Here is a 23195-nt window from a genome sequence, read left to right as displayed (position 1 = left end):
AGTCGAGATCACCCCGTCAAAACCCACTCTCGCGAATACCCAGTGCCGCTACCCGGCGCCACACGCTACCAAGAATGGATTCCTTTTCACCCTGCAAAATCACTTCACCACGTAACGGTTGTTCGGGTAGCGCCGAATCTGCGTTAACCGAAAAACTGACGCTGTACTGTGCCTGTACCGGCTGCAACTTACGTTCGTCATCATGGCGCACGGCAATAGGGCCTTTATAGTCTGATGCCAGAGCTTCCAGCTGCAGGTAAGGCGAACCGGTGGGAGCCAGAGTTTGCAGGGTAACGGTCAGGCGTGGCCAGGCAGGATCATCAGCAATAAAGTGGCCCTGCATACCCGGTGAGGCACGGCCCAGGCTGTCTTCGGGCAGATAGCCCTGAATCTTGCCTGCCCCTTTCATGGTGACGCGCAGTAGCGGCATATCTGCCGCCACCCAGCGGCCTGCGGTCATATCGCGGGCAATGTCACGTACCTGGCCATCCTGCGGCGCCCTGATCAGCAGTTGCTCGCGCTGGGCAACCAGACCGCGATAGCGCGCCAGTGATTCTGCCAGTTGTTGCTCCTGCACCTGAGACTCGCTGGCAGTCTCCCGGCGGGCCGCACCCCGGCGCAATTGCTGTTGCAACACATCAATACGCTGACGCTCGATATCAATACGGTAGTTGAGGTCGGCAGAAGTCAGCTCGGCCAGTACCTCACCTGTTTTAACCTGCTGACCATCCACCACCCTGAGTGTTTGCACCTGTGCGGCGATGGGGGCGTAGAGGGTGCTGACTTTTTCTGCCTGCAGTACCGCCGGGATGCTGATACTGCCATGCCAGGGATAGATCAACAGGCCAAGCAGTGCTGCCAGCAGCAGGCCGGAGCGCAGCACCGCGGCAGGATGAGAGGCTTTACGCAAGGTCCACCAGTTTTTCATTTCTTTCAGAATCGGTAAGCCAATAAACCAGAGAATCTCCACCAGCATCAGCACAATACCAATCACTTTAATAAAGAGGTGATACACCACCAGTGCGATACCGAGGAACAGGAAAAAGCGCCACAGCCAGGAGGCATAGCCCCAGATCAGCAATTTACGCTGCATGGCGGGTGACCAGGTTTCTGGTGCCGGTGCGCCGTAGCTGAACAGCCATTCACGCAGACGCCAGCGGCACAGCGCATAAGCGCGCTCCTGCAGGTTTTCCACCCGCCAGAAGTCACTCAGCAGAAAGTAGCCGTCAAAGCGCATCAGCGGGTTGAGGTTAACGATGACGGTGGTGATCCAGGTGGCGCTGGAGAGCATGAACGCTGCCGTGCGGGCAGGGCCTTCAGGCAGCAGTGTCCAGGCTAGCAGGGCCATACAGGCCAGCGTTAATTCCGCCAGAATACCGCCGGCACCGATCAGTATGCGCTGGCGATGATCCTTCAGCTTCCAGGCATCGGTCACGTCGGTATAGAACAACGGAAACAGCACAATAAAGGCCACGCCGATGCTCTGCACCCGGCACCCGGCGCGCTTGGCCAGATAAGCATGGCCCATCTCATGGATAAACTTGGCAAACACCAGCGCAATACCGAAGGTGGCCATACCGGGCAGGGTAAACAGGTGCGGAAAGGAGTGGGTATAGCGTACCCAGTCACGACTGACCAGAAACAGACCGATGATCAGTACCAGTGGTAAACCTATCCCCAGCAGCAGGCGACCATGGCGCTGCAGCCAGGGCCAGCTGCGGTTGAGGAAGGGGTCGGGTCGCCACAGCGGGATGCGGAAAAACAGGTACTGGTGCAGCACGGATTTCCACAGGCTGTTTTGCCGGGCTCGTGCCTTGCCGACATAGCTTTTGCGTTGCTCGGCGTCGCTGGCAGCGATCAGATCATGGCCACGCAGAAACATCAGCAGCTGTTCCAGCTCTTTGCCCAGCACAGGTAAGCCCGGCTCGGCATTGGCGGCTTCCAGTACTCGTTTAGGGTCACGCAGTGCCCAGTGGCGAAGCAGCCGGATGGCAGTGGGAGAGAGCTTGAAATACCGGCCGGTCAGCGGATCAGACAGTGTCCACTGCGGTGCGCCGTCGCGACCTGCAGCGGCTTCCGACAGCTGCAGGTCATTACGCAAGGCAGGAAGCAATGCAGCCGCATTCATACCCCGATCGCCTTTCTGATGGCGGCCAGAGGTCGGCGGAACAGATAGACCGCCAGTGGCACATTTTCACCATAGACCTTGGCCGTGCCACGCAGACCTATACGGGGCGGTGCGTCAGTAAAACGTGCATCCAGCCGGTAGGCCAGATTGCCGGATGGCGTCTGCTCTGATTCGTAGGCCGCACGCTCCAGAATGGCCTGATGGGGTGTCAGGGGATCACTGTCGAGAAACAGCGTGACCGGTGCCTGTGATGCAAAACCGATGGCATCGCCGACATCCAGTTCGATTTTCAGTTCAGCCTGGTGCGGGTCGGCCAGCTCCAGCAAACGTTCACCAGTGCGCACGGGCTTGCCGGTCCAGCGCTCAGCATCCGCAAATACTGCTATACCATCCCGCTCTGCGCGCACTTCCGCACGGCTCAGCAGCTCTCTGGCATAGTCTCGCTCTGCGCGCTTCTGTGCCACCTGTGCAGCCAGCAGATCCAGCTTGGCTTTGGAGTCGGCATCCTGAAAGGCCCGCTGTGCGTTGGCACGATATTCAGCCTCGGCGACATCCAGCGCCCGCTCGGCCACATCAGCCTGAGCACGCAGGGTAGTGGCATCGAAGCGCACCAGCAGATCACCCTGATTCACTGCCTGATTGGGCTGCACCACAAATTCCTGCACGACGCCATCCAGCGGCGCGGCAACCACGCGTCCCTGCAGCGGCACGACTTCTGCCGGAGCCAGGACGGATTGTTTGACCGGAATAAACATGCAGGCCAGCACGGCCAGGGCCGTGATCACTACGGGCCAGCGAATTCCCCCGCGGCGCCAGGGGCGACGCTGCTCCAGGGCCAGCCAGGCATGGCTGTAGGCGTTGGCCAGCTGGTCCGCCAGCACCTTTTCCGCATCCTGCCAGGGGCGCTCGCGGGCATACCAGATGCCACCAAAGGTGCGTCCCTGACGATCCTTTAAGGGGGACCACAGGGCTTCGGGGGCAGACAATGCCTGCCAGTCATTACGGCACTGCTGATCCAGACTGGCTGCTTCCACGATGGCGCACTGGTCCAGCTTCTGCTGTTGCAGCAACTGGTCACAGGCGCGTTCGATAAAGGCCACGAAGGGGGCTTGTGGGGAGGGCTGGGTGACGCCGGTAATGGCGCGGACCTTGCCATCAATAACCAGTGCGGCGTGGCGAAAGCCAAACAGGGTCTGGCTGTCATTGACCAGAATATAGGCCAGTTCTTCTACTTTTTTTGCGGCACGGATCTGGCGTTCGATATCGAGGAAGCGGGCAAATACCCGCTCGACGGAAAAGGAGGCGGGAGCGTTCACTGGGCCTCCGTAAACTGCGCGGTGCCACTCATGCCAGCGATCAGGTGGCTGTCTTTGCCTGCACTGCTCTTGTTATCACCAGTATTGCTCTTGTTATCACCAGTATTGCTCTTGTTATCACCAGTATTGCTCTTGTTATCACCAGTATTGCTCTTGTTATCAATCGTACCGATCAGGCTTAGCGTCTGACTGCCTTCATCGATACGGGCGCCGAGCCGTGCCACTCTGGCCTGCAATGGCTGACCTGTTTCATCAGGCGTGAATGTGAACGTCATGCCGGGGTGGATTCTGGTCAGCCAGCGTGAGGGGACCAGCAGATCAATCTCCAGATGGCGGTTATCCACTATCTCCATCATAGGTGTGCCCTGGGTCACGCTCTCGAAGGCATTCACTTTGCGGCTGACAATCTGTCCATCAAAGGGAGCCAGCAGACGGCAGCGGCTGACCTGTATCTGATAAACCTGACTCTCCGCCTGAGCCTGAGCAAGCTTGGCAGCCGACAGTGACACCGCGTATTTGCCGACTGATTTCATCTGGGCCAGTTGCTGGTTCTGGTTAAGTTCCGCCTGAGCGGCGCGAGCGCTGGCCTGAGAGGCATTCAACTGAGCCTGATAGACCGAGCAGTCAAAGCGTGCCAGTAAGTCGCCCTGTTTGAAGGACTGTCCTTCACGGAAGGGTAATTCGATGATGCGCCCGGCCAGATCACTGGACAGGGTGGCCTGAGCGATAGCACGCAACACACCACGAGCCTGCTGGGTTGAGGAGAGTTCGGTCGTGGGTGCTGAGCTGGCTAGGGGGGCCAGTAAGGGGTCGTCAGCCTGTGCAAGCGGAGCGGTCAATGCGCCCAGTAGTGTGGCTATTACCAAAGATGATGTGGCTGGTGAAATAAAGGGCAATCTACGCAGAAAAAAGTGGTGGTAAAGCACGCTGTCTTGACCTCATGCTGACTGCAGCACGGGTCTGCAGTGCGATTGAACTTGCCGAAAGCATGGCCGATGCAGGCTCATATTCAGCAATCAGTTGTAGCGCAGTGTAGCAGAGTTTATCTGCCGGACGAGGGGAGATGCGCTCAACTTCAAGCCCTCTGCACTGGTTGAATCCACTCTCCCACAGGTAATTGTTGATCCGCATCAACTTCACCAGTGCCAATGTGGGTTTTCTGACATTAGTCGTCTTGAATTCATCAGCCGTGCCCCAACTTTGACAGTCAATCGCCCAAACACACAACGGCCATGACACGACTGGCATCCCATCCAGTGCAAGCGCCGTTTCTATTACCGGGCTTATGACTTTGGAGGTAGCTCAATGCGTATCGACCGTTTTACTACCAAGCTGCAGGAAGCACTGAACGACGCCGTTTCTCTGGCTGTCGGCCGTGACCATAACCAGCTTGAACCCCTTCATTTATTCGTCAGCCTGCTGGAACAGCAGGGTGGCAGTACCCGCAGCATTCTGTCGCAGGCAGGCTTTGATGTTGCCAAACTGCGGCGTGAGCTGGACAAGGAACTGGGCAAACTGGCGACGGTGAAACAGCACGATGGTGATGTGCGTCCGTCGGAGCGTTTTGCCCGCCTGCTCAATCTGGCCGACAAGGCATCGCAGCAGAATGGCGATCAGTATATTTCCAGCGAGCTGGTCGTGCTGGCCGCCATGGATGACAAGTCCGGGCTGGGGGATGTGCTGCGCGCACAGGGCATCAGGAAAGAACAACTGGAAGCGGTGATCAAGAAAGTGCGTGGCGGTGAAAACGTGAGCGACCCCAATGCCGAAGAAAAGCGTGATGCGCTGAAGAAATACACCATCGATCTGACGGCGCGTGCAGTCGCAGGCAAGCTGGACCCGGTGATCGGTCGTGACGATGAAATTCGCCGTACTATTCAGGTGTTGCAACGCCGTACCAAGAACAACCCGGTGCTGATCGGTGAACCCGGTGTGGGTAAAACCGCCATTGTTGAAGGGCTGGCGCAGCGTATCGTCAACGGCGAGGTGCCGGAAGGTCTGAAAGACAAGCAGGTGCTGTCACTGGATATGGGCGCCCTGATTGCCGGTGCCAAGTTCCGTGGTGAGTTCGAGGAGCGTCTGAAAGCCGTGCTGAATGAGTTGGCCAAGGAAGAAGGGCGGGTCATTCTCTTTATCGATGAACTGCACACCATGGTCGGCGCTGGTAAAGGTGAAGGCGCCATGGACGCGGGCAATATGCTCAAGCCTGCCCTGGCGCGCGGCGAGCTGCACTGTGTAGGCGCGACCACACTGGATGAATACCGTCAGTACATCGAGAAAGATGCGGCGCTGGAGCGTCGTTTCCAGAAAGTACTGGTGGATGAGCCCAGCGTTGAAGACACCATCGCTATTCTGCGTGGCCTGAAAGAACGCTACGAAGTGCACCACGGTGTCGATATCACCGATTCGGCCATTATCGCAGCAGCCAAGCTGTCGCAACGCTATATCACTGACCGCCAGCTGCCGGACAAGGCTATCGACCTGATTGACGAAGCCGGTAGCCGTATCCGTATGGAGATGGACTCCAAACCAGAAGAGATGGATCGTCTTGATCGTCGTCTGATTCAGCTGAAGATGGAACGCGAGGCGTTGAAGAAGGAGACCGACAAGGCCTCTAAGACACGCCTTGATGACCTTGAGCAGGTGATCGGCAAGCTGGAGCGCGAATACGCGGATCTGGAAGAAGTGTGGAAAACCGAAAAGGCTGCACTGCAGGGCTCACAGAAGATCAAAGAACAGCTGGAGCAGGCGCGGGTTGATATGGAACAGGCGCGCCGTAGCGGCAATCTGGCGCGCATGTCTGAGCTGCAATACGGCGTGATTCCTGATCTGGAAAAGCAGCTGGATATGGCCTCTCAGGCAGAAATGATGGATATGCAGTTGCTGCGTAACCGTGTGTCGGAGGAGGAAGTTGCTGAAGTGGTGTCCAAGTGGACCGGCATTCCCATCTCGAAAATGCTCGAAGGCGAGCGTGAAAAGCTGCTGCGGATGGAAGATGCGCTGCATGAAAGCGTGATCGGGCAGGATGAGGCCGTGGTGGCGGTTGCCAATGCGGTGCGTCGCTCTCGGGCCGGGCTGGCGGACCCCAATCGTCCCAACGGTTCCTTCCTGTTCCTCGGCCCGACCGGGGTAGGTAAGACCGAACTGTGTAAGGCGCTGGCACGCTTCCTGTTCGATACCGAAGAGGCGATGGTGCGGATCGATATGTCCGAGTTTATGGAGAAGCACTCCGTAGCGCGTCTGATCGGTGCTCCTCCCGGTTACGTGGGTTATGAAGAGGGCGGTTACCTGACCGAAACCGTGCGGCGTAAGCCCTACTCTGTTGTGCTGCTGGATGAAGTGGAGAAGGCGCACCCGGATGTCTTCAATATCCTGCTGCAGGTGCTGGAAGATGGTCGCCTGACCGATGGTCAGGGCCGCACCGTGGACTTCCGCAATACCGTGATTGTCATGACCTCCAACCTGGGCTCAGACATCATTCAGGCGTACACCAGCTCTGACACCCTCTATGAGGAAATGAAGGACAAGGTGATGGATGTGGTAGCGACCCACTTCCGCCCCGAGCTGGTCAACCGAATCGACGAAGTGGTGGTGTTCCACAGTCTTGGCCAGAGCCAGGTACGTGGCATTGCCGACATTCAGATCGGTCGTCTGGGGCAGCGTCTGCAAGAGCGTGACCTGCAGCTGGAGATTACCCCCGAGGCACTGGACCATCTGGTGGCGGTGGGCTTCGATCCGGTTTACGGTGCTCGCCCGCTCAAGCGCTCCATCCAGCGTCATCTGGAAAACCCGCTGGCCAACGAGATTCTTTCCGGTCACTTTGCACCGGGAAGCACCATCAAGGTCAGTCTGGCCGACGGTCAGCTGGTGTTTGGTCAGTAAGCGTCAGGTGTTATCTGCAACGCCCGCCTTGTGCGGGCGTTGTTGTTTCTGCTGGCGCAGCGGGCTGACGCATGGCGGGAGCAGGGTTACAATAGCGTCCTTTTCTATTCCAGCGCGCTGCAATCTCTTTAACAGCCTGTTAAGGAAAGCCCTGCTGGGTGTGCCCTGAGCAGCGTCTTTTGAGTACCACTATGACAACTGATAACCACACTCCCACCGAGTCACGTTCTGCCGAAGCAGAGAGCGCCAAGACTGCAGGTCAGGCCAACAACCCCATGCATGGGGTGACGCTGGAAATGATCCTCAATGAACTGGTGGAGCAGAAAGGCTGGGATGAAATGGCAGAGCGGGTGGACATCCGCTGCTTCCGCAACGAGCCCAGTGTCAAATCCAGCCTGCGTTTCCTGCGTAAGACGCCCTGGGCTCGCGCCAAGGTCGAAGCGCTCTATCTGGAAATGAAAGGTTGGAAATGAAAGGTTGGAAATGAACGGCTGACAGTAAGAGGCTGCACGCTCAGCCTCTTACTGATTGACCTCCTCCCCTGATCCGCTCCCCAGCCTGCGGAGCCTGATCACGAACCAGCTCAGATGCCAAAGCGGCTGGTCAGTGTCTGTAGCTGATAGATATCGTGCAGCAGCTGATCCTTGGTGGTGACCGCGGCTCGGGTCAACGACGCATTGTCATTGGCACTGCTGGCCACTGACGCGATGCGCGCATTGACCTCTTCCGATACCCGTCGCTGCTCTCCTGTAGCAGACGAGATATGCCGGTTCAGGCCGTTGAGCTGATCAATGGTGTCACTGATCTGGCCGAACACCTGAATACTGTTGGCGGCCTGTTCCGCTACCGAATCGGCCAGCCGCTGCGAGGTGCGCATCACGTTGGCGGCGTCGCTGGAGCCGCGCTGGATACGTTCTACCACCGTCTGGATTTCCAGTGTCGATTGATGGGTGCGGTTAGCCAGATTGCGCACTTCATCGGCTACTACCGCGAAGCCCCGCCCGGTTTCTCCTGCCCGTGCTGCTTCAATGGCGGCATTGAGTGCCAGCAGATTGGTCTGTTCGGCAATACTGCGAATCACCTCCAGCACCGAGCCAATGTTCTGTCCGTCTGATTCCAGATGGGCAATGACGGTAGAGGCTTTTTCCATTTCCGACACCACCTCATGCAGCGAGTCCATGGTGCCCTGCAGATCGTTCTGACCACTGCGCGACTGACTTTGTGCGGTGGTGGAGCTGCTTTCCGTATCGGCGGCAAAGTGCGCCACCTCCCCCAGTGTGGATGTCATCTGATTGACTGCCGTGACGATCTGCTCTGTCTCCCGGCATTGCCGGGTAGCGCCTTCATCAATCTGCTGCAGGCTGCTACCGATGTGCTGCATCAGGGAGGTGGTGTGGTCGATAGTGTGAGTCACCTGCCGCACCAGATTGTGAATCACGTCGAGAAACTGATTGAAGTACCCGGCCAGCTCACCCATCTCGTCCTTGCTGTTGATCTGTAGCCGGGTACGCAGGTTGCCGTCACCACGGCACAGCTCCGCGAGCAGCTGAGTGAGGCGGCGTATTGGCTGAATCACGTAGCGGCGTGCCAGCAGCAGAATCACCATGGCTAACACCAGAGCGATGACAAGAGTGACGACCGCTGTGGATTTAAGGCTGCCGATGACCACATCCAGATCGCCCGCCGTGGCCTCCACCTTGCTGTCTGCATCGGCCTCCAGCTTGTCGATAAAGTCCAGCATGGTTTCCACCTGAGCACTGAGTGCACTGGCCGCCTGCGTCCGGTTATCCGGTGTGCTGCTCAGCAACTGCTCTTTGGCCCTGGCAAACTGCTGCAGATGCTGATCGAGCTGCGAAATCTGCGCCGGGCTGATCAGCGCCGCCTCCTTCATGCGGGTCAATGCCTGGGCGGTGAACTGGCCGGCCTCTTCAAGCTTGCTGTGAGCTTTGTTCAGGTCGATCTCGCCCGCAGCAAAATCCTTGAGCAGGATGATTTCTGCCTGAATGCCGATCGTGCCTTCCATGGCGCCATCCGCCGTCGCCCAGGCCGGGCCGGTAATGTATTCAAGGGCAGAGGACAGCTGGCGGATAGCGAAGAGGCCAGCGGCGGCATTGAGCAGAATGACCAGCATCAGGGTGATGATGCCGGCATATACCTTGGTGCGGATAGTCATGGTGGGAATCTCCAGCACAACCTGCCAGGTTGTTGTTCTTTTTGTTTGCGGAGTTTGACCTTAAATGTGGTGTATGCGGGGCAATCTTTCCAGTTTCGGAGGGGAGAACAGGGTGAATGGCTCGATAGAGTCATCCACTGACGCTGGAGTTGCGTATAACCCCGCGTGATGCGACCAGCAGAGGAGTCAGAACATGCAAGGTGTTACTCTCAACCAGATTCGCCACTTGACCCCCAGCCCGCAGGCACTGCGCCTGCTTTCTCTGGAAAACAGCCTGTATCTGGTGGAAGTGCAGGTAGGGGATGAATGGCGCAGCGTGCGCGATGAACAAAACCAGTGCCTGCGTTTTCGCAGCCAGATCGATGCCAAAAAGCCTTTCCGGGGTATGGGGATTTCCCGTGCTTATCTCTGTCATCAGAGCGCCTATGACGAGATGATCGGTCAGCCCGGTGGTGACCTGGATAACGAGCTGATGGTGCCCATCGCTGACCCCGATCACGATCACTGAGGGGTCATGCCATTGCAGGGAAGGTTGGGCGTAGCCACGACCTGCAATGGCTTATATGCTGGTGCTCCTACTGCCAGCACTAAGGAAGCAACCGTGCCCGACAGCCTGTCGCCCTGGCCGCCTTCTGTTCATCCTCCTCTGCAGCACCTGCTGCCCAATGAACCGCGAGTGCCGGACTACCACGTCCAGCATGCCCTGACGGAGCAGTATCTGCTGCCTTACCTGAATGAGGTTGAGCAGTGGCTGCTGTCATTGCGGGCGGAGGTCGATGCCGAGCAGCAGCCCAGACAGCCAACCAAACTGGGCAAAACCTACCCTCTGGGCCAGTGCCTGGAAATCTCCCAGCTGATGCAGCAGCGCCTTGCCCGCCTGGGTGCCGGGGCACCGTCCGGGCAGGTCAACGCAGGCTGGCAGGCGATGCGGTCATTCCTGCAGGCAGGAGGGATGATCCGGCAGGTATGGGGGGATTTGCGCCGCGAATACTTCCAGAATGCCTTTCAGGTCGGCAGCCTCTACATCGATGTGGCCAATGACACCGTTGTTCCGACCAAGCCCAAGGTAGAAATCCTGCCGTTCTATCAGGCCAACTTTCGCCCTATCGAGAACTACCAGCACTTTATCCTGATTGCCGGGCGCTACTGGAAAGACCGGGTGTTCGCCAATCACCTGCTGCCGGAGCTGGCACCTTTTTTCCCGCTGCTGCATCTCACCGTGGACGGGCGACTGGTGCTGCGTGAGCCGACCCGTTACATGCTGGCGCTGACCGAAGCCAGTGGTTTCCGGTTAAGTGAACAGATACTGCAGCAACTGGCATTGCCGCTGCCCCTGTTCCAGCGCGCTGCTGTCACTTTGCTGGGCAGTGGTTACACGCTGGCCAGCGATCCGCAGCAGGGGCGCCAGCAAGCGCTTCTCCATTGCCAGCGTGAACGCCAGCGAGTCCCGCTGGTGGTGGCGGAAACCGACAGCAAAATCCGAAACTTGCTGGATATTAATCAACGACTTGGCTATCTGCGCATTGCCAATCCCGATGGATTCGATAACACTGCGGAAGCTTCACCTTCAACAGCGGTGGTGCCGCTGCCAACCTTTGTACAGGATTCAAGGAACGTTATGCCTAGCATCAATATCGATAACAAAGAATACGATCTCGATACACTGTCCGAAGAAGCCAAGGCGCAGATCGCCAGCATTCAGTTTGTCGATCAGGAACTGGCCCGCCTGCAGGCCAAGGCCGCTGCCCTGCAGACTGCCCGCAATGCTTATGTAAATGCACTGAAAGGGTTGCTGCCAGACAGCGCCAGTCTGGCCTCCTGAGCACAGCTCATGCTCTGAGCGGTCTCGTAGCTGATACGTCAGCACGTAAGAGTCGTTTCTGCTGGGCGGATCGCCTATCATTAACGGCTCTTTTTATTTTCACCCTCCGTATTACCGTCTGATCAAAAGAGACTCGCGTGCGCCAGATTACCTCCACCCAGAATCCCCAGGTCAAAGCCTGGAAAAAACTCCAGACTCGCAAGTACCGCCAGCAAAGCGGGCAGTTTCTGGTGGAAGGTCATCATCTGGTGGAAGAAGCACTGAAACAGGCCGGACGCGTGGAAGAGTTACTGCTGGTGGAAGGCCAGCCGGTGCCTGCCGGTAGCGCCGGTGTGGCGCTGACACAAATCAGCCCCGAAGTAATGAAGGCCATTGCCGATACGGAAACGCCGCAGGGTGTTGCGGCCATCTGCAAGATGCAGGAAGAGGCGACCGTACTGGCGTCAGGTCAGCGTTTCCTGCTACTGGATGCGGTGCAGGATCCCGGTAATCTGGGCACCATGATTCGCACGGCGGATGCCGCCGGTCTGGATGGCGTCATTCTCGGTGAGGGCTGTGTCGATCCTTATAACCCCAAGGTGCTGCGTTCAGCACAGGGCAGTCATTTCCACCTGCCGTTGTGGCATCAGCCATTGCCAGAGGCCATGGCCGCACTGGCGCGGCGTGGTGTGCCAGTGTTTGGGTCAGCGTTGCGCAAGGCCGTGCCTTTCCAGCAGATACAGGCTCAGCCCGGTTTTGCCCTGATCATGGGGAACGAAGGCAGCGGCGTTAGTGATGCGTTGCTGGATCAGACCCAGAGCAATCTGTTTATTCCCCTCTATGGTCAGAGTGAATCACTGAACGTTGCTATTGCCGCGGGTATCCTGCTTTACCATTTACGCGGCTAAACCCCGGATGCTGTGGTGTACAGATCACACGCAGCAGAACGATCTTCGGAATGCCCATTTACAGCCAGCTGCTTGCTGATCGCCAGTCGCTGCCGCATCTTCAGTGCTTTTCGTCTGGCTCGCGAGATCGTGAACGTCCTCTTATAACGCCGCTGTCCCGGTCAGGTACGGCGGCGTTATGGTTTTCAGTCATCTGCTATTGAACAACCACACGGCATCAGTGCCGTTTGGTCAGGGCCAGCAGGGTGTTGGCCACTCCTTTGGTGCGTGATGCGTTATCTGCCGTCAGCGAGCTGGTGTGTTCCAGTGACGACAGCATGGACGACAGCTCGCCCACTGCTCCTGATTGTCCTTCAATATCCTGCGCCACACGGCGTATCTCGTTGGCCAGCTTGTCGATGTCAGCGCCGATTTCACCGGCACTTTGCCGTGATTTTTCTGCCAGCCCGCGTACCTCGTCGGCTACGACGGCAAAGCCCCGGCCCATTTCACCGGCGCGGGCCGCTTCAATGGCAGCATTCAGCGCCAGCAGGTTGGTCTGATCGGCAATCTGCTGGATCACCTGCACCACGCTCTGAATGCGGTCGCTGGACAATGCCAGCGTGCGGGCACTGTTGGCGACTTCTTCAGCCTGCTGTGTCATGTGGCTGATGGTCGTACCGGCTTCATCCACCGCGGCGGCCTGAGTGTGAACGTGCTCGGTCAGCTCGTTGACCGAGTTGGTCAGATCGGTGGCGCAGTCTTCCAGCTGCGTGGCAATCTCGGCCTCCATCCGCCGTGCTTCACTCAGTACCCCGCCCAAATCCGACAAGCCCTTGAACACCGGGCGAATATGCTCATCCAGCCCTTTGGCATCGATAAAACTCTCGAAGTCATTGCGCTTGAACTGCTCAATCTGCTTCACCACCACATGGCTCAGGCCACTCAGCTTCTTGATCTGGCGGCGCAGGAAAAAGGCTTTGAACTCGCCGTATTTGGAGACGAAGTTGTTGACGTAGTCATCCTGAAACGTCTTGTCGCCTTTGCTTTCACGGAACCAGAAAATCGCGGTGAGGGTCTGGTTGAGGTTCAGCCCAAGGATTTCACCGAAGGTGGAAAAGCCGATCAGGGGAATATCACCAAAGACTTTGCCCATGCCCGACAGATCCTTGTCGTTATAGAGACGGCGCAGGATACAGTCGTTAAGCAGACCGCCTACCGGCTGGCCGGGCTTGTTGCGCATGAATTCGGCAAAGTCTTTCTGCGTGGCCTGAATGATATTGGTCCGCTTGACCATCACCAGCTCTTCACCGGGCGCCACGTCGCAGAACAGATGGACCTGTTTCCGCGGCAGGTCGATGCGAGCGATGGAGCGGACAAACAGCTCATTACCGACACGAATGGCGAAGGAATAATCGGCCAGCCGCTGCTCCAGTTGCTCCGGCGCGCATTTGAACTCCTGGCACAGGGTGTCCACCATCGAGGCGATATTGCCATGACGGTCGATAACCTGACTGATAAAGCGCTGTTCCAGCGAGGCGGTCAGTACGCTGAAACTGAAATGGGTTGGCTCGAAGTTCTGGCTTTTGAACACGCCGAAACGAATGTCCGGTGCCATCTTGATAAAGGTAATGACGGCATGGTTTTCAAGGCTTTGCTGACCGTCATGAATCAGTGTCTGCTTGAAATCCAGCTTGCCACCTGCGGAGCCGCCGACGAACAGGCAGGGGAAGCGGCCGGACTCGTACAGTGCTTCCATGAAGAAGGATTCCGAAGACGACAGACCGTCAAACAGTACAAAGGCCAGGGTGTCGCGATAATCAATCTCCATGCCGACCCGCAGGTTCTTGATGGACGCCATCAGCTTGTCCAGTCGCTGCTGCATGTTCAGGCTGGCCCGCCCCTTGCGCAGGTCGGTACATTCCAGTGGCACCCGGACGATTTCCACCTTGCTGATCAGGGATGTCGGGAAGCACTGCAGCACAATGCCATCCCACTGATTGCCGGCCTGGCAATACAGGCCCTGGCTGCTGTTGCACAGCTCGCCTGCCGTGGTGCACAGGGTAAAGGGAACATTGGGGAAACGATTGCGTACGCTGGTGGCGACCTGATCGAGGCTGATATGGGGAGAAACAAAACCAACGATCAGGGCAGGGGAGACGGACAGGCCTTTGAGCTTGTCGTTCAGATCGCGAGAGGTCGCATGAAGCGTAACCACGGAGGTGGAGGCAGTGCCGTTGAATCGCTGGAAAATACCCATGGTAAGCTCCTTCGGGGCATGTCCCGCCCGGCGGAGGCGGCACAGTCTTATCGTTATTGGTATGTCTTTTCAGCTGACAGGCAGGCGGTCGGTTAGATTGCCGTCCTGATAATGTCACTAAGTGTAGTCGCTGACTGAGTGGGCAGAGATAAAAGGTGGTAAGGGATCAAAGTCAGCCACTGAGGTCTCAGCATAGGGATTCAGGTGCCGCTTGCATCGATCACTATCAAGTTTTCAGCAAGCTGGCGTCATCCTGTCGCGGATTGGCTTTATTGGAGCGGGGTTGTGCGAAGGGCGGGGTGTCTGTCCCGATGCGGATGTGGTGGGAGCGGCGCTGCTAGCGCTCCAGCAGGTCCAGCGATTGCAGCAGCGGCAGGATGTGTTGTTCCAGCAGCGGCATGGCCTTGTCGATATTCTGCTTGCGGCAGTAACCGAAGGCCTTTTCCAGATCCAGCTTCTGGCTGGTAGACAGCTGTTCGTGCCAGTCACCGGGGGCAATGTCGAGGCTGAGAGGCTCGCGCCAGGCATGATTGCGGCGAATCAGGGCCTGCCAGTGATAGAGCGCCCGGCCCAGAATAACAAAAGGAAAATTGCGGTGGCTGGAGGGGCCGTAGGTCAGTTGCTGACCGCCCAGAGGTAACTTGCCTTTGATCTTGAAACGCGCCAGCTCAGCGGAAAACAGCCAGGCACTGACGCCACCAACGACGCCGCCGCCCAGTGCACCCAGCATGAAGGAGGCGCCGCCGACGCCGAGATCGGCCAGCGCCCCGGTAGCAGCACCGGCACCGGTAGCAATGGCCAGCAGTTCCGTTTTGCTCAGCCCCCACAGATACCACTGGTCGGTGTTGAACAGGTCTTCCTGCTGCCATTCCAGCCCGCTTTCATGGCGCTGCAGGTGATGGTGCTGATAGAGCTTCTCAATGTGAGTGCGGCATTCCTGCTCGCGCTGACGCTGAAAGGCCTGCCACTGCTGTTCCAGCAACGCTTTCATGGGTTCGGTATCGACCCCGTCGGGCAGTTTGATACTTTGCTGATGGCTGAGCATGTCGGCCAGCATGCGGCTGATCTGCTGACAGGTCGTTTCCCGCCGCTGCCTGTGTTGCTGCAGCAGGTAGTCAATCGCCTCATTGAGGGGTGCTTCCCAGCTTTCTTCCAGCTGACCAAAGCAGCGTAGCAGGCTCAGATGCTTGTCGAATTCTGCCGTGCGGGCATTGAATACGCGCACGGTGCGGAAGAACTGACCCAGCGCAGTCTGCCATTCCTGCACGTGAGCATCGCTGGCAATCGGGTTGATCAGCGCCATGGAGGGCTGACCGGTCCAGCGCAGGATTTCCATTTCCGCTTCGTATTCCGGGCCGTAAGGGACCGAACCATCCACCACATAGATGATGCCTGCGCCCTGCAGAATGGGGCGCAATAGCTCGCACTCGTCATGAAACTGGCTGAGGCCCTGATGCTGGGTGATGAAGCCCTGCACCGTATCGCGACGATCCGCAGCAGAGCGGCTGTGGGCCTGCAACCACGCCAGCGCTTTGCGGGCACGCTGGAAGCCGGGCGTGTCGACCAGATGGTAGAGCACCTGACCATCGACCGACATCGGATAATGATGGCTGTTGCGGGTGGTGCCCGGCTGCATGGCGATATGGATGGAGTCGTTTTGCGCCAGAGTAGCAACGATGCTGGACTTGCCCTTGTTGGGGTGGCCGACGACGGCAAAGGTAGGTGTCATTCAGTCATCCCCAACCGGTTTTGAGTTCAGTCTGCATCCGCCGCTTTGACCAGATGCAGGTGAGCATCGTCCATGCGGGTGATGAAGTGCTGCCACTGTGGCAGGTATTTGCTTTCCGCTGGCTCCAGCTTTTGCCCCGGATTGATCGGCAGCAGATAGAAGCTGTTGTGGCGATTGAGGTTACGCAGATCAAGCAGGAAATCCTGCAGCTCTGCCAGCGGTGGCTCCCAGGCCTTGACCAGTATCACTACCGGCAGATCATCCGGCAGATGGCTGAAGGCTTCGATCACCGCTTCATCCTGATCAAGGCCGTGGCCACCCCCGGCACAGTAACTGTCGTCGGCATCCAGCGTCGGGACAATCTGGCGCAGGTCCGGGTGGCCATAGGCGGTATCGGCCCAGTGCACGACCTTGGCCGCTTTCAGTTTGGGCATGGTGATGGCTGCGTGGGACACGGCAGCAACGGCTTCGGTATCGCTTTCCTGCTGCTCGGATGCTGTACCGACCCAGGCACGATGCAGGCGGCGGAACAGTGGCTGGAAGCCCGGGTGCTGCTCCAGCTGACCGGCCAGCCGACGGCGCCAGCGCCGCTCAATCCAGATGGCCAGAACGATGCGTGGCAGCAGGGCATAGCTCAGCCAGCACATGGCAATAAACGGCCACCACTGGCCCAGCAACGCCGGGTTATCGAGGCCGCTTTGCGCACTGCCAGCCAGCCGGAAATAACGGCTTTGCTCGATCAGCGCCAGATCCGGTACAGCGGACGGGAAGAACGCCTGCCAGGGCAGCGCCAGAGTGCTGACCAGCCCATGCAGAGTGGTGGCACTGATCTGCAGGGTGGTGCTCCAGCCAAAGGCCAGATCCTGCACGGTGACATTCAGCAGCAGGCAGAGCAGGGCGCTGGCACTGAAGGCACAGGCAAAAAACTGGGAAAAACGCAGTACCAGCCAGGGGTAGAGCGGTTTTAAACCATGCTGATGATGGAAAAGTGACAGGCTGCTTTTGTCGCCGGGCAACAGCAGGCTGAGCAGTCCCGCCAGTCGGCCGCTGCTGAACCAGGGTGCGCTGGGCACGCCGCGCGCAGCCACCGTGCAGGACAGCAGGGTAAATACGAGTTGCATCAGCACCAGCAGCAGAATCAGCAGCACGTTGATGCGCTGGCTGCCGTCATAGGCCAGCAGACCGGCAAAGGTGCTGATACCGGTCATCACCCCCAGCAGGGCAATGGCGGCCGTGACCCAGCCAAAGCGCTGGGTGATCTGCTGACCGGGCAATTCCTGACTGTTGGGATGCAGCCGCGCCAGCCAGGCCCGGGCCTGCTCGCGAGGCGGTAATGACGCCGATAGCGACAGGCCGATGCGGCGGTCACGCTGGTGCAACAGGTCGGGGTTGAGCTGCTGATCGCGCTGATTCTGCCAGTCAAAATCCACCAGCAGAGCGAAGGAGTCGGTGTGAGGTGATGAGGACATGAAACCGGTTACAGGCCTTTGAAAACACGGCCTTAAGGTACTTGATCCATCTGCGAAGGGGAAGCGATGTCAGCAACTGCTGAGGGGCAGACGGTCGGGGTGTCAGCTGGGTGTCAGGATAATTTTGCTAATAATAGCGATTCTCATAATCTGTTGCATTGGCGCAGCCGGGGTTAGAATGGCCGCCTTGCGCTGATGCTCCGGACATGTACTCAGATGTCATCGTCATCCGCCTCTGGATCGTGAAAACGATGGTGTTGACCGGCTCGACTTACTCACTCCCTATCGCAGGTGCCCGTTCAGGATGATTTTCTCCCGGTTTGTTTCTTCTCCACGCCCGACAGCGCTTTCCCTGAATACATCCTGTTTCACCGGTCTGCAGCGGCGATTGGCAGCCGCGCTGGCGTTGATGGCTCTGACACTGCTCGGCAGCTTGCCTGCGCAGGCACTGACAGTGACCGACGCGCGGGGCAGCTTCACTATCGACCATGTGCCCCAGCGCGTGGTGGCGCTGGAGAACTCCTTCGTTGATGCGCTGGCGGCGGTCAGGGTTTCACCGGTCGGCGTAGCGGATGATAACCAGCCTGAGCGCCTGCTGCCGGAAGTACGGGAAGCGACCGGCCCGTGGCAATCGGTCGGCACCCGCTCCCAGCCCAGTCTGGAAATGATCGCCGCACTCAAGCCTGACCTGATTATTGCTGATACCAGCCGCCATGCCGGGGTGTATAACGAGCTCAGGAAAATTGCCCCCACCCTGATGTTGCAGTCACGCCGTGAGACCTATGCCGACAATCTGAAGTCAGCGGCCATCATCGGTGAAGTGGTGGGTAAAAAGGCGGAAATGCAGGCGCGGCTGCAGCATCATCAGGCACTGATGGCGTCTTACGCCCGGCAGCTGCCTCAGGGCAAAGTCGTGCAGTTTGCCGTGGCACGGGAGAACACCCTCTACCTGCATACCCCGGATTCCTACGCGGGCGGCGTGATTCAGTCGCTGGGGCTGAAGGTGCCGAGCGTCAGTGCCACGGACCAGCAGGAGTCCCGCCAGATCAGCCTTGAGCAGATGCTGGCGATCAACCCCGACTATCTCGTAGTGGGCACCTATGCGGGCAACAGCATCGTGCAGCAGTGGCAAACCGAACCGCTGTGGCAGGCGCTGACTGCCGTGCAGAACAACCATGTCTATACCGTTGACGGTAATGCCTGGGTGCGCAGCCTTGGCATTCTGGCGGCGGAACATATGGGCGCCGATCTGGTGCGTATTTTCACACAGCCATAAGGGCTGCGATTGCCATGTCACTGACTACCATCGACACCGCCACGTCACCTCGGCGTGCTGCCGGGCATGCTTATGGCTGGCGCATGCTGGGTTTGCTGTCACTACTGCTGATACTGGCCTGGGTCGGGCTGTTCGCCTGGTCAGCCATTCCGCTCAGCGGCACTCAGGCGATGCAGGCGTTATTCAGCCACCCCACTGCGCAGGTCAGTGACGTGGTTGTGCGCCAGTTGCGCCTGCCCCGTGTGCTGGTGGCAGGGCTGGTGGGCGCCTGTCTGGCGACCGCCGGTGCGCTGATGCAGGGGCTGACCCGCAATCCGCTGGCCTCACCGGGGGTGTTTGGTGTGAATGCCGGCGCAGCACTGGGCGTGGCGCTGGTGTCGACCTATGCCGGATGGATGGGCGTGATGGGCCAGTCTTCGGCGGCCATCCTCGGTGGCGGCGTCGCCTGGACGCTGGTGATGCTGCTCGGTGCGGCGTGGCGCCCCGGTGCGGATAAAGGCCGGCTGGTGCTGGCGGGGGTGGCAGTGGCCGCCTTGTGTGGCGCGCTGACCAAAGCCTCCATCATTCTGGCGGAAGATCAGGCTGCCGGGGTGCTGACCTGGCTGGCCGGTAGTGTCGCCAATGCCCGCTGGACGGTCTGGTATAACCTCTGGCCAGTGGCCACAGCGGGTTTGCTGGCGGCACTGGCGCTGGCGCCCAGCCTCAATATTCTCGCGGTCGGTGATGAACAGGCGCGCAATCTCGGTATGCGCCTGGGCTGGGTCCGGCTGGCGGTGGGCATTGTGGTGCTGGTGCTGGTCAGTGCCAGCGTAGTGGCGGCAGGCTCTATCGCCTTTGTCGGTCTGCTGGTGCCGCATATGGCACGGGCACTGTTCGGCATTGACCATCGCAAGTTGTTACCTGCCTGCTGTTTGCTGGGCGCGGCACTGGTGATGGCTGCCGATATTCTTGGCCGGGCCGTGGCATTTCCGTCCGAAACCCCGGCTGGCGCGGTGCTGGCGCTGATCGGTGCACCCTGGTTTATCTATATGGTGAGGTCACGCACATGAGTGATCTGACATGCCCATCCCGTCACCGCCAGCTCACATTGTCACCTCTGCAACAGCGCGTCTGGCTGTTGGCTGGGCTGCTGCTGATAGCGATCATCGCCAACCTCTGTCTGGGGGCGGTCGATCTGACTCTTACGCAAGTCTGGCAAGGGCTGTCGGCGGAGGGCGAACAGTATTTCACCGTGCATGAATACCGCCTGCCACGTATTGCACTGGCCATCGGCGTGGGCGCCATGCTGGCCACGGCGGGAGTATTGGTGCAGGGCGTGATCCGCAATCCTCTGGCCTCCCCGGATATTCTCGGCGTCAGTCAGGGCGCCGGGCTGGCTGCCGTCAGCCTGATGACGCTGTGGCCGCATGCGTCCATTCAGCTGCTGCCCTGGGCGGCACTGGCAGGCGGTTTCTCGGCGGCTGTGCTGTTATGGCTGGTGTGTGGCAGTAAAGCGCCGCCAATCAGAATGGCACTGACCGGCGTGGCGCTGGCGGCGTTATACAGCAGCACCATCGACTTTCTGCTACTGACAAGGCCACTGGACATCAACAACGCCCTGCTGTGGCTGACCGGCAGCCTGTGGGGCCGTGGCTGGCAGCAGCTCTACACCCTGTTGCCCTGGCTGATACTGCTACCGGCGGCACTGTGGCTGAGCCATCGCCTGAACCTGATGGGGCTGGGCGATGACAGCGCCACCTGCCTTGGTGTCCGGGCGCCGCGCGTGCGTTTGCTGGCGCTGGCGCTGGCGGTAGGGCTGACCTCGGCGGCAGTATCTCTCTGTGGGCCGATCAGCTTTCTCGGTCTGGTGTCGCCGCATCTGGCGCGGCAACTGGTCGGGGGGCGCCATCAGCGGCTGTTGCCGGTGGCCATGCTGGTCGGAGCAGTGCTATTGCTGATCGCTGATCTGGTGGCACGCATCATCCACCCGCCCATCGAACTACCGGCCGGTATTATGACGGCGCTGATCGGCGCGCCTTATTTCCTCTGGCTGCTGCTGAAACTGAGATAACCCATGGCACTTCCTTCCTTTGTATTACCGCCTGCCAGCACCGACACGCATCTGCTGACGCGACAGCTACAGGTGGGCTATGGCACAGCCGCCATCGTCAAAGGTGTTGATGTACAGATTCCCCATGGCTGCATGACCGCCTTGCTCGGCCCCAACGGCTGCGGCAAATCGACCCTGCTCAAATGTCTGGCCCGTATTCTGCCGCCGCTGGCCGGGCAGGTGTTGTGGCAGGGCCAGTCAGTACATGGCATGGCTTCCCGGCAACTGGCGCGGCAGCTGGCATTGCTACCGCAGACGCAACCGATCCCCGAAGGCGTCACCGTGCGTGAGCTGGTGGCCTATGGCCGCAGCCCCTATAGCGGTTTCTGGGGGCGGCTATCCGGCAGTGATCAGCAGCATATCGCCACGGCCATGGCGGCGACCGGCGTGGCTGAACTGGCCGAGCGTAAGGTCAGTGAGCTGTCGGGCGGTCAGCGTCAGCGGGTATGGCTGGCCATGGTGCTGGCGCAGGATACCGACTACCTGCTGCTCGACGAGCCCACCACCTATATGGACCTCAGCCATCAGGTCGAGCTGATGCAACTGCTGCGACGGTTAAATCAACAGGGTAAAACCGTGGTGACTGTGCTGCACGACATCAATCAGGCGGCGCGCTACTGCGACCATCTGATCGTGATGAAAGAAGGGCTGGTCGTCGCCGAAGGCACACCAGAGCAGATTCTTACCCGTCAACTGCTGGCCGATGTGTTTGATCTTGATGCTGAAATCCACCGCGACCCGATTGCCGGATCACCGATGTGTGTTGTGCGGTAGTTCAGGCGCTATCTGTTTCCTCTTCTTCCTGAATCACTCGGCAAAGCGGGCGACATGCTAGAGCACAGCGCCGCTCCGGCTGCTAGTCATTGCTAGTCACCAGAACATGAGCAAAACACGATACAGGCTCCCCTCGCCCCTTGCGGGAGAGGGGCTGGGGGAGAGGGGGAGCTACCGCCAACCAGCGAATTGGATATTGCAGATGGTGAGGTTCACTGCGGTGACGGTGAGGCACGAACCGCACCGTTTACCGTGGTCTGGAAGGGGAAAGACGGCCTGAACGGCCAGAGGGTCTGCGGGCCTTTCCGTTCCATGGCTGGAATTGAAAACCACGTGAACAAGTCGCAACGGCCTGAACGGCCAGAGGGTCTGCGGGTTTTGGCAGTTCGAGTCAGGCGGAGGTGTGAAAGGGTCGTAACGGCCTGAACGGCCAGAGGGTCTGCGGGCAAGCTGGTTGAGCCTAAGCGGCGCATACGGTGGATAACGTCGTAACGGCCTGAACGGCCAAAGGGTCTGCGGGGTTCCGTATGGGCTCCGCTTCAAGAGTGGTTTGGAGTCGTAACGGCCTGAATGGCCAGAGGGTCTGCGGGATATGCAACAACTCATGGGCGGCCGGGATAGCCTTTCAGTCGTAACGGCCTGAACGGCCAGAGGGTCTGCGGGCTTTTTCTCACTACGCCATGGCAATTGCCCCCAGCTTCATGTCGTAACGGCCTGAACGGCCAGAGGGTCTGCGGGACCGAAGGACGCTATCGACTATGAGACAGCGTTGATCTGTCGTAACGGCCTGAGCGGCCAGAGGGTCTGCGGGATATGGCCGCAGCAACCGGTGATCGTCCTATAAAGAAAGGTCGTAACGGCCTGAGCGGCCAGAGGGTCTGCGGGTTTAGCCGCGATCCCCGACCATCCTTCTCCTTCAGCTTGTCGTAACGGCCTGAGCGGCCAGAGGGTCTGCGGGCGTTACATCCTGAATTCCGGCGATGCTGATAACAAGTCGTAACGGCCTGAACGGCCAGAGGGTCTGCGGGCAGCAGGAAGTACGCAGTCTGCTGAACAAGGCGGTTTGTCGTAACGGCCTGAACGGCCAGAGGGTCTGCGGGAGAACTTCGGAAACGGAAACTTCATGAGGCTGATATAAGTCGTAACGGCCTGAATGGCCAGAGGGTCTGCGGGTTAGAATACCTTTGTGCTGATCCATTCCTGAAAATCTACAAGTCGTAACGGCCTGAACGGCCAGAGGGTCTGCGGGATTCTGCCGACTATATCAAAAGGCTAAGGTTAGATGTCGTAACGGCCTGAACGGCCAGAACGGCCAGAACGGCCAGAACGGCCAGAGGGTCTGCGGGTCTTCTCAGCATTACTGTCATGGGGACGTAAAACATGATGTCGTAACGGCCTGAACGGCCTGAAC

17 protein-coding genes and 1 CRISPR repeat array are annotated in these 23195 nt (G+C 59.0%); of the genes, 9 read left to right on the top strand and 8 right to left on the bottom strand.

Annotated features, from left to right (window positions below; translation table 11 throughout):
* Positions 1 to 16 precede the first annotated feature (16 nt).
* Genes WH50_RS11940 through WH50_RS11925 form a run of 4 tightly spaced genes read right to left on the bottom strand, consistent with a single transcriptional unit; the run spans position 17 to position 4683 of the window.
* Complete coding sequence (locus tag WH50_RS11940) at positions 17 to 2128, bottom strand: site-2 protease family protein (protein ID WP_110187507.1); 2112 nt, start codon at positions 2126 to 2128, stop codon at positions 17 to 19.
* Positions 2125 to 3444 carry an efflux RND transporter periplasmic adaptor subunit gene (locus tag WH50_RS11935; protein ID WP_110187506.1) on the bottom strand — a complete coding sequence of 440 codons (1320 nt, stop codon included), beginning with the start codon at positions 3442 to 3444 and terminating at the stop codon, positions 2125 to 2127. Before WH50_RS11935 ends, WH50_RS11940 begins: the two co-directional genes overlap by 4 nt.
* Positions 3441 to 4370 carry an efflux RND transporter periplasmic adaptor subunit gene (locus tag WH50_RS11930; RefSeq protein ID WP_279305927.1) on the bottom strand — a complete coding sequence of 310 codons (930 nt, stop codon included), beginning with the start codon at positions 4368 to 4370 and terminating at the stop codon, positions 3441 to 3443. The genes WH50_RS11935 and WH50_RS11930 overlap by 4 nt, the downstream gene beginning before the upstream one ends.
* The gene (locus tag WH50_RS11925; RefSeq protein ID WP_133251313.1) at positions 4342 to 4683 is read right to left on the bottom strand and encodes a hypothetical protein; all 342 of its coding nucleotides are present in this window, start codon (positions 4681 to 4683) and stop codon (positions 4342 to 4344) included. Before WH50_RS11925 ends, WH50_RS11930 begins: the two co-directional genes overlap by 29 nt.
* 66 nt (positions 4684 to 4749) lie before the next feature.
* Between WH50_RS11925 and clpB the strand changes: the two genes are divergently transcribed.
* Both clpB and WH50_RS11915 read left to right on the top strand, forming a co-directional pair.
* A complete protein-coding gene (gene clpB, locus WH50_RS11920; RefSeq protein WP_110187503.1) occupies positions 4750 to 7326 on the top strand; it encodes an ATP-dependent chaperone ClpB in 2577 nt (858 codons plus the stop codon).
* A 191-nt stretch (positions 7327 to 7517) separates the two neighbouring features.
* Positions 7518 to 7799 carry a VF530 family protein gene (locus WH50_RS11915; protein WP_110187502.1) on the top strand — a complete coding sequence of 94 codons (282 nt, stop codon included), beginning with the start codon at positions 7518 to 7520 and terminating at the stop codon, positions 7797 to 7799.
* 110 nt (positions 7800 to 7909) lie between these two features.
* On the opposite strand, the gene WH50_RS11910 is transcribed toward WH50_RS11915, so the two are convergent.
* Positions 7910 to 9499, bottom strand: a complete 1590-nt coding sequence (locus tag WH50_RS11910) for a methyl-accepting chemotaxis protein (protein WP_133251312.1) — start codon at positions 9497 to 9499, stop codon at positions 7910 to 7912.
* Between the two features lie 193 nt (positions 9500 to 9692).
* On the opposite strand from WH50_RS11910, the gene WH50_RS11905 reads away from it, so the two are divergent.
* The 3 genes from WH50_RS11905 (at position 9693) to WH50_RS11895 (ending at position 12208) form a co-directional block, all read left to right on the top strand.
* Positions 9693 to 10007 carry a DUF6482 family protein gene (locus WH50_RS11905; RefSeq protein ID WP_104154617.1) on the top strand — a complete coding sequence of 105 codons (315 nt, stop codon included), beginning with the start codon at positions 9693 to 9695 and terminating at the stop codon, positions 10005 to 10007.
* A gap of 93 nt (positions 10008 to 10100) precedes the next feature.
* Positions 10101 to 11321 carry a DUF6447 family protein gene (locus tag WH50_RS26625; RefSeq protein WP_207780277.1) on the top strand — a complete coding sequence of 407 codons (1221 nt, stop codon included), beginning with the start codon at positions 10101 to 10103 and terminating at the stop codon, positions 11319 to 11321.
* A gap of 137 nt (positions 11322 to 11458) precedes the next feature.
* Positions 11459 to 12208, top strand: a complete 750-nt coding sequence (locus WH50_RS11895; protein WP_110187500.1) for a TrmH family RNA methyltransferase — start codon at positions 11459 to 11461, stop codon at positions 12206 to 12208.
* Positions 12209 to 12425: 217 nt separating this feature from the next.
* Here the strand turns inward: WH50_RS11895 and WH50_RS27150 are convergent, their stop codons facing one another.
* The 3 genes from WH50_RS27150 to WH50_RS11880 all read right to left on the bottom strand — a co-directional run bounded on the left by WH50_RS27150 (position 12426) and on the right by WH50_RS11880 (position 17645).
* Positions 12426 to 14447, bottom strand: a complete 2022-nt coding sequence (locus WH50_RS27150; protein ID WP_110187499.1) for a methyl-accepting chemotaxis protein — start codon at positions 14445 to 14447, stop codon at positions 12426 to 12428.
* Positions 14448 to 14784: 337 nt separating this feature from the next.
* Entirely contained in the window at positions 14785 to 16176 is a 1392-nt protein-coding gene (locus WH50_RS11885; protein ID WP_110187498.1) for a GTPase/DUF3482 domain-containing protein, read from the bottom strand.
* 26 nt (positions 16177 to 16202) lie between these two features.
* Positions 16203 to 17645, bottom strand: coding sequence for a DUF2868 domain-containing protein (locus WH50_RS11880; protein ID WP_110187497.1), 1443 nt, complete (start codon positions 17643 to 17645; stop codon positions 16203 to 16205).
* Positions 17646 to 17949: 304 nt separating this feature from the next.
* Between WH50_RS11880 and WH50_RS11875 the strand changes: the two genes are divergently transcribed.
* The 4 genes from WH50_RS11875 to fecE are packed head-to-tail and all read left to right on the top strand — an operon-like array spanning position 17950 to position 21784.
* Positions 17950 to 18921, top strand: coding sequence for a Fe(3+) dicitrate ABC transporter substrate-binding protein (locus tag WH50_RS11875; RefSeq protein WP_279305926.1), 972 nt, complete (start codon positions 17950 to 17952; stop codon positions 18919 to 18921).
* 14 nt (positions 18922 to 18935) lie between these two features.
* On the top strand, positions 18936 to 19970 hold the full coding sequence (locus WH50_RS11870; protein ID WP_207780276.1) for an iron chelate uptake ABC transporter family permease subunit: 1035 nt from the start codon (positions 18936 to 18938) through the stop codon (positions 19968 to 19970).
* Entirely contained in the window at positions 19967 to 20971 is a 1005-nt protein-coding gene (fecD, locus tag WH50_RS11865; protein WP_207780275.1) for a Fe(3+) dicitrate ABC transporter permease subunit FecD, read from the top strand. Before WH50_RS11870 ends, fecD begins: the two co-directional genes overlap by 4 nt.
* Positions 20972 to 20974: 3 nt before the next feature.
* Positions 20975 to 21784, top strand: coding sequence for a Fe(3+) dicitrate ABC transporter ATP-binding protein FecE (gene fecE, locus WH50_RS11860; protein ID WP_110187496.1), 810 nt, complete (start codon positions 20975 to 20977; stop codon positions 21782 to 21784).
* Between the two features lie 265 nt (positions 21785 to 22049).
* Positions 22050 to 23130: a CRISPR direct-repeat array (repeat unit 35 nt; unit sequence GTCGTAACGGCCTGAACGGCCAGAGGGTCTGCGGG).
* Between the last annotated feature and the right edge of the window lie 65 nt (positions 23131 to 23195).

Source organism: Pokkaliibacter plantistimulans (assembly GCF_003194385.1).
In the GTDB taxonomy this organism is placed as follows: domain Bacteria; phylum Pseudomonadota; class Gammaproteobacteria; order Pseudomonadales; family Balneatricaceae; genus Pokkaliibacter; species Pokkaliibacter plantistimulans.
This window is presented reverse-complemented; position numbering and strand designations above follow the sequence as displayed.

Excerpts from the sequence above, each read along its gene's own strand:
- WH50_RS11880 (WP_110187497.1), bottom strand. The coding sequence starts at position 17,645 with ATGTCCTCATCACCTCACACCGACTCCTTCGCTCTGCTGGTGGATTTT.
- fecE (WP_110187496.1), top strand. The coding sequence starts at position 20,975 with ATGGCACTTCCTTCCTTTGTATTACCGCCTGCCAGCACCGACACGCAT.
- WH50_RS11915 (WP_110187502.1), top strand. The coding sequence starts at position 7,518 with ATGACAACTGATAACCACACTCCCACCGAGTCACGTTCTGCCGAAGCA.
- WH50_RS11940 (WP_110187507.1), bottom strand. The coding sequence starts at position 2,128 with ATGAATGCGGCTGCATTGCTTCCTGCCTTGCGTAATGACCTGCAGCTG.
- WH50_RS11870 (WP_207780276.1), top strand. The coding sequence starts at position 18,936 with ATGTCACTGACTACCATCGACACCGCCACGTCACCTCGGCGTGCTGCC.
- WH50_RS11910 (WP_133251312.1), bottom strand. The coding sequence starts at position 9,499 with ATGACTATCCGCACCAAGGTATATGCCGGCATCATCACCCTGATGCTG.
- WH50_RS11905 (WP_104154617.1), top strand. The coding sequence starts at position 9,693 with ATGCAAGGTGTTACTCTCAACCAGATTCGCCACTTGACCCCCAGCCCG.
- clpB (WP_110187503.1), top strand. The coding sequence starts at position 4,750 with ATGCGTATCGACCGTTTTACTACCAAGCTGCAGGAAGCACTGAACGAC.
- WH50_RS27150 (WP_110187499.1), bottom strand. The coding sequence starts at position 14,447 with ATGGGTATTTTCCAGCGATTCAACGGCACTGCCTCCACCTCCGTGGTT.
- fecD (WP_207780275.1), top strand. The coding sequence starts at position 19,967 with ATGAGTGATCTGACATGCCCATCCCGTCACCGCCAGCTCACATTGTCA.
- WH50_RS11885 (WP_110187498.1), bottom strand. The coding sequence starts at position 16,176 with ATGACACCTACCTTTGCCGTCGTCGGCCACCCCAACAAGGGCAAGTCC.
- WH50_RS11875 (WP_279305926.1), top strand. The coding sequence starts at position 17,950 with ATGATTTTCTCCCGGTTTGTTTCTTCTCCACGCCCGACAGCGCTTTCC.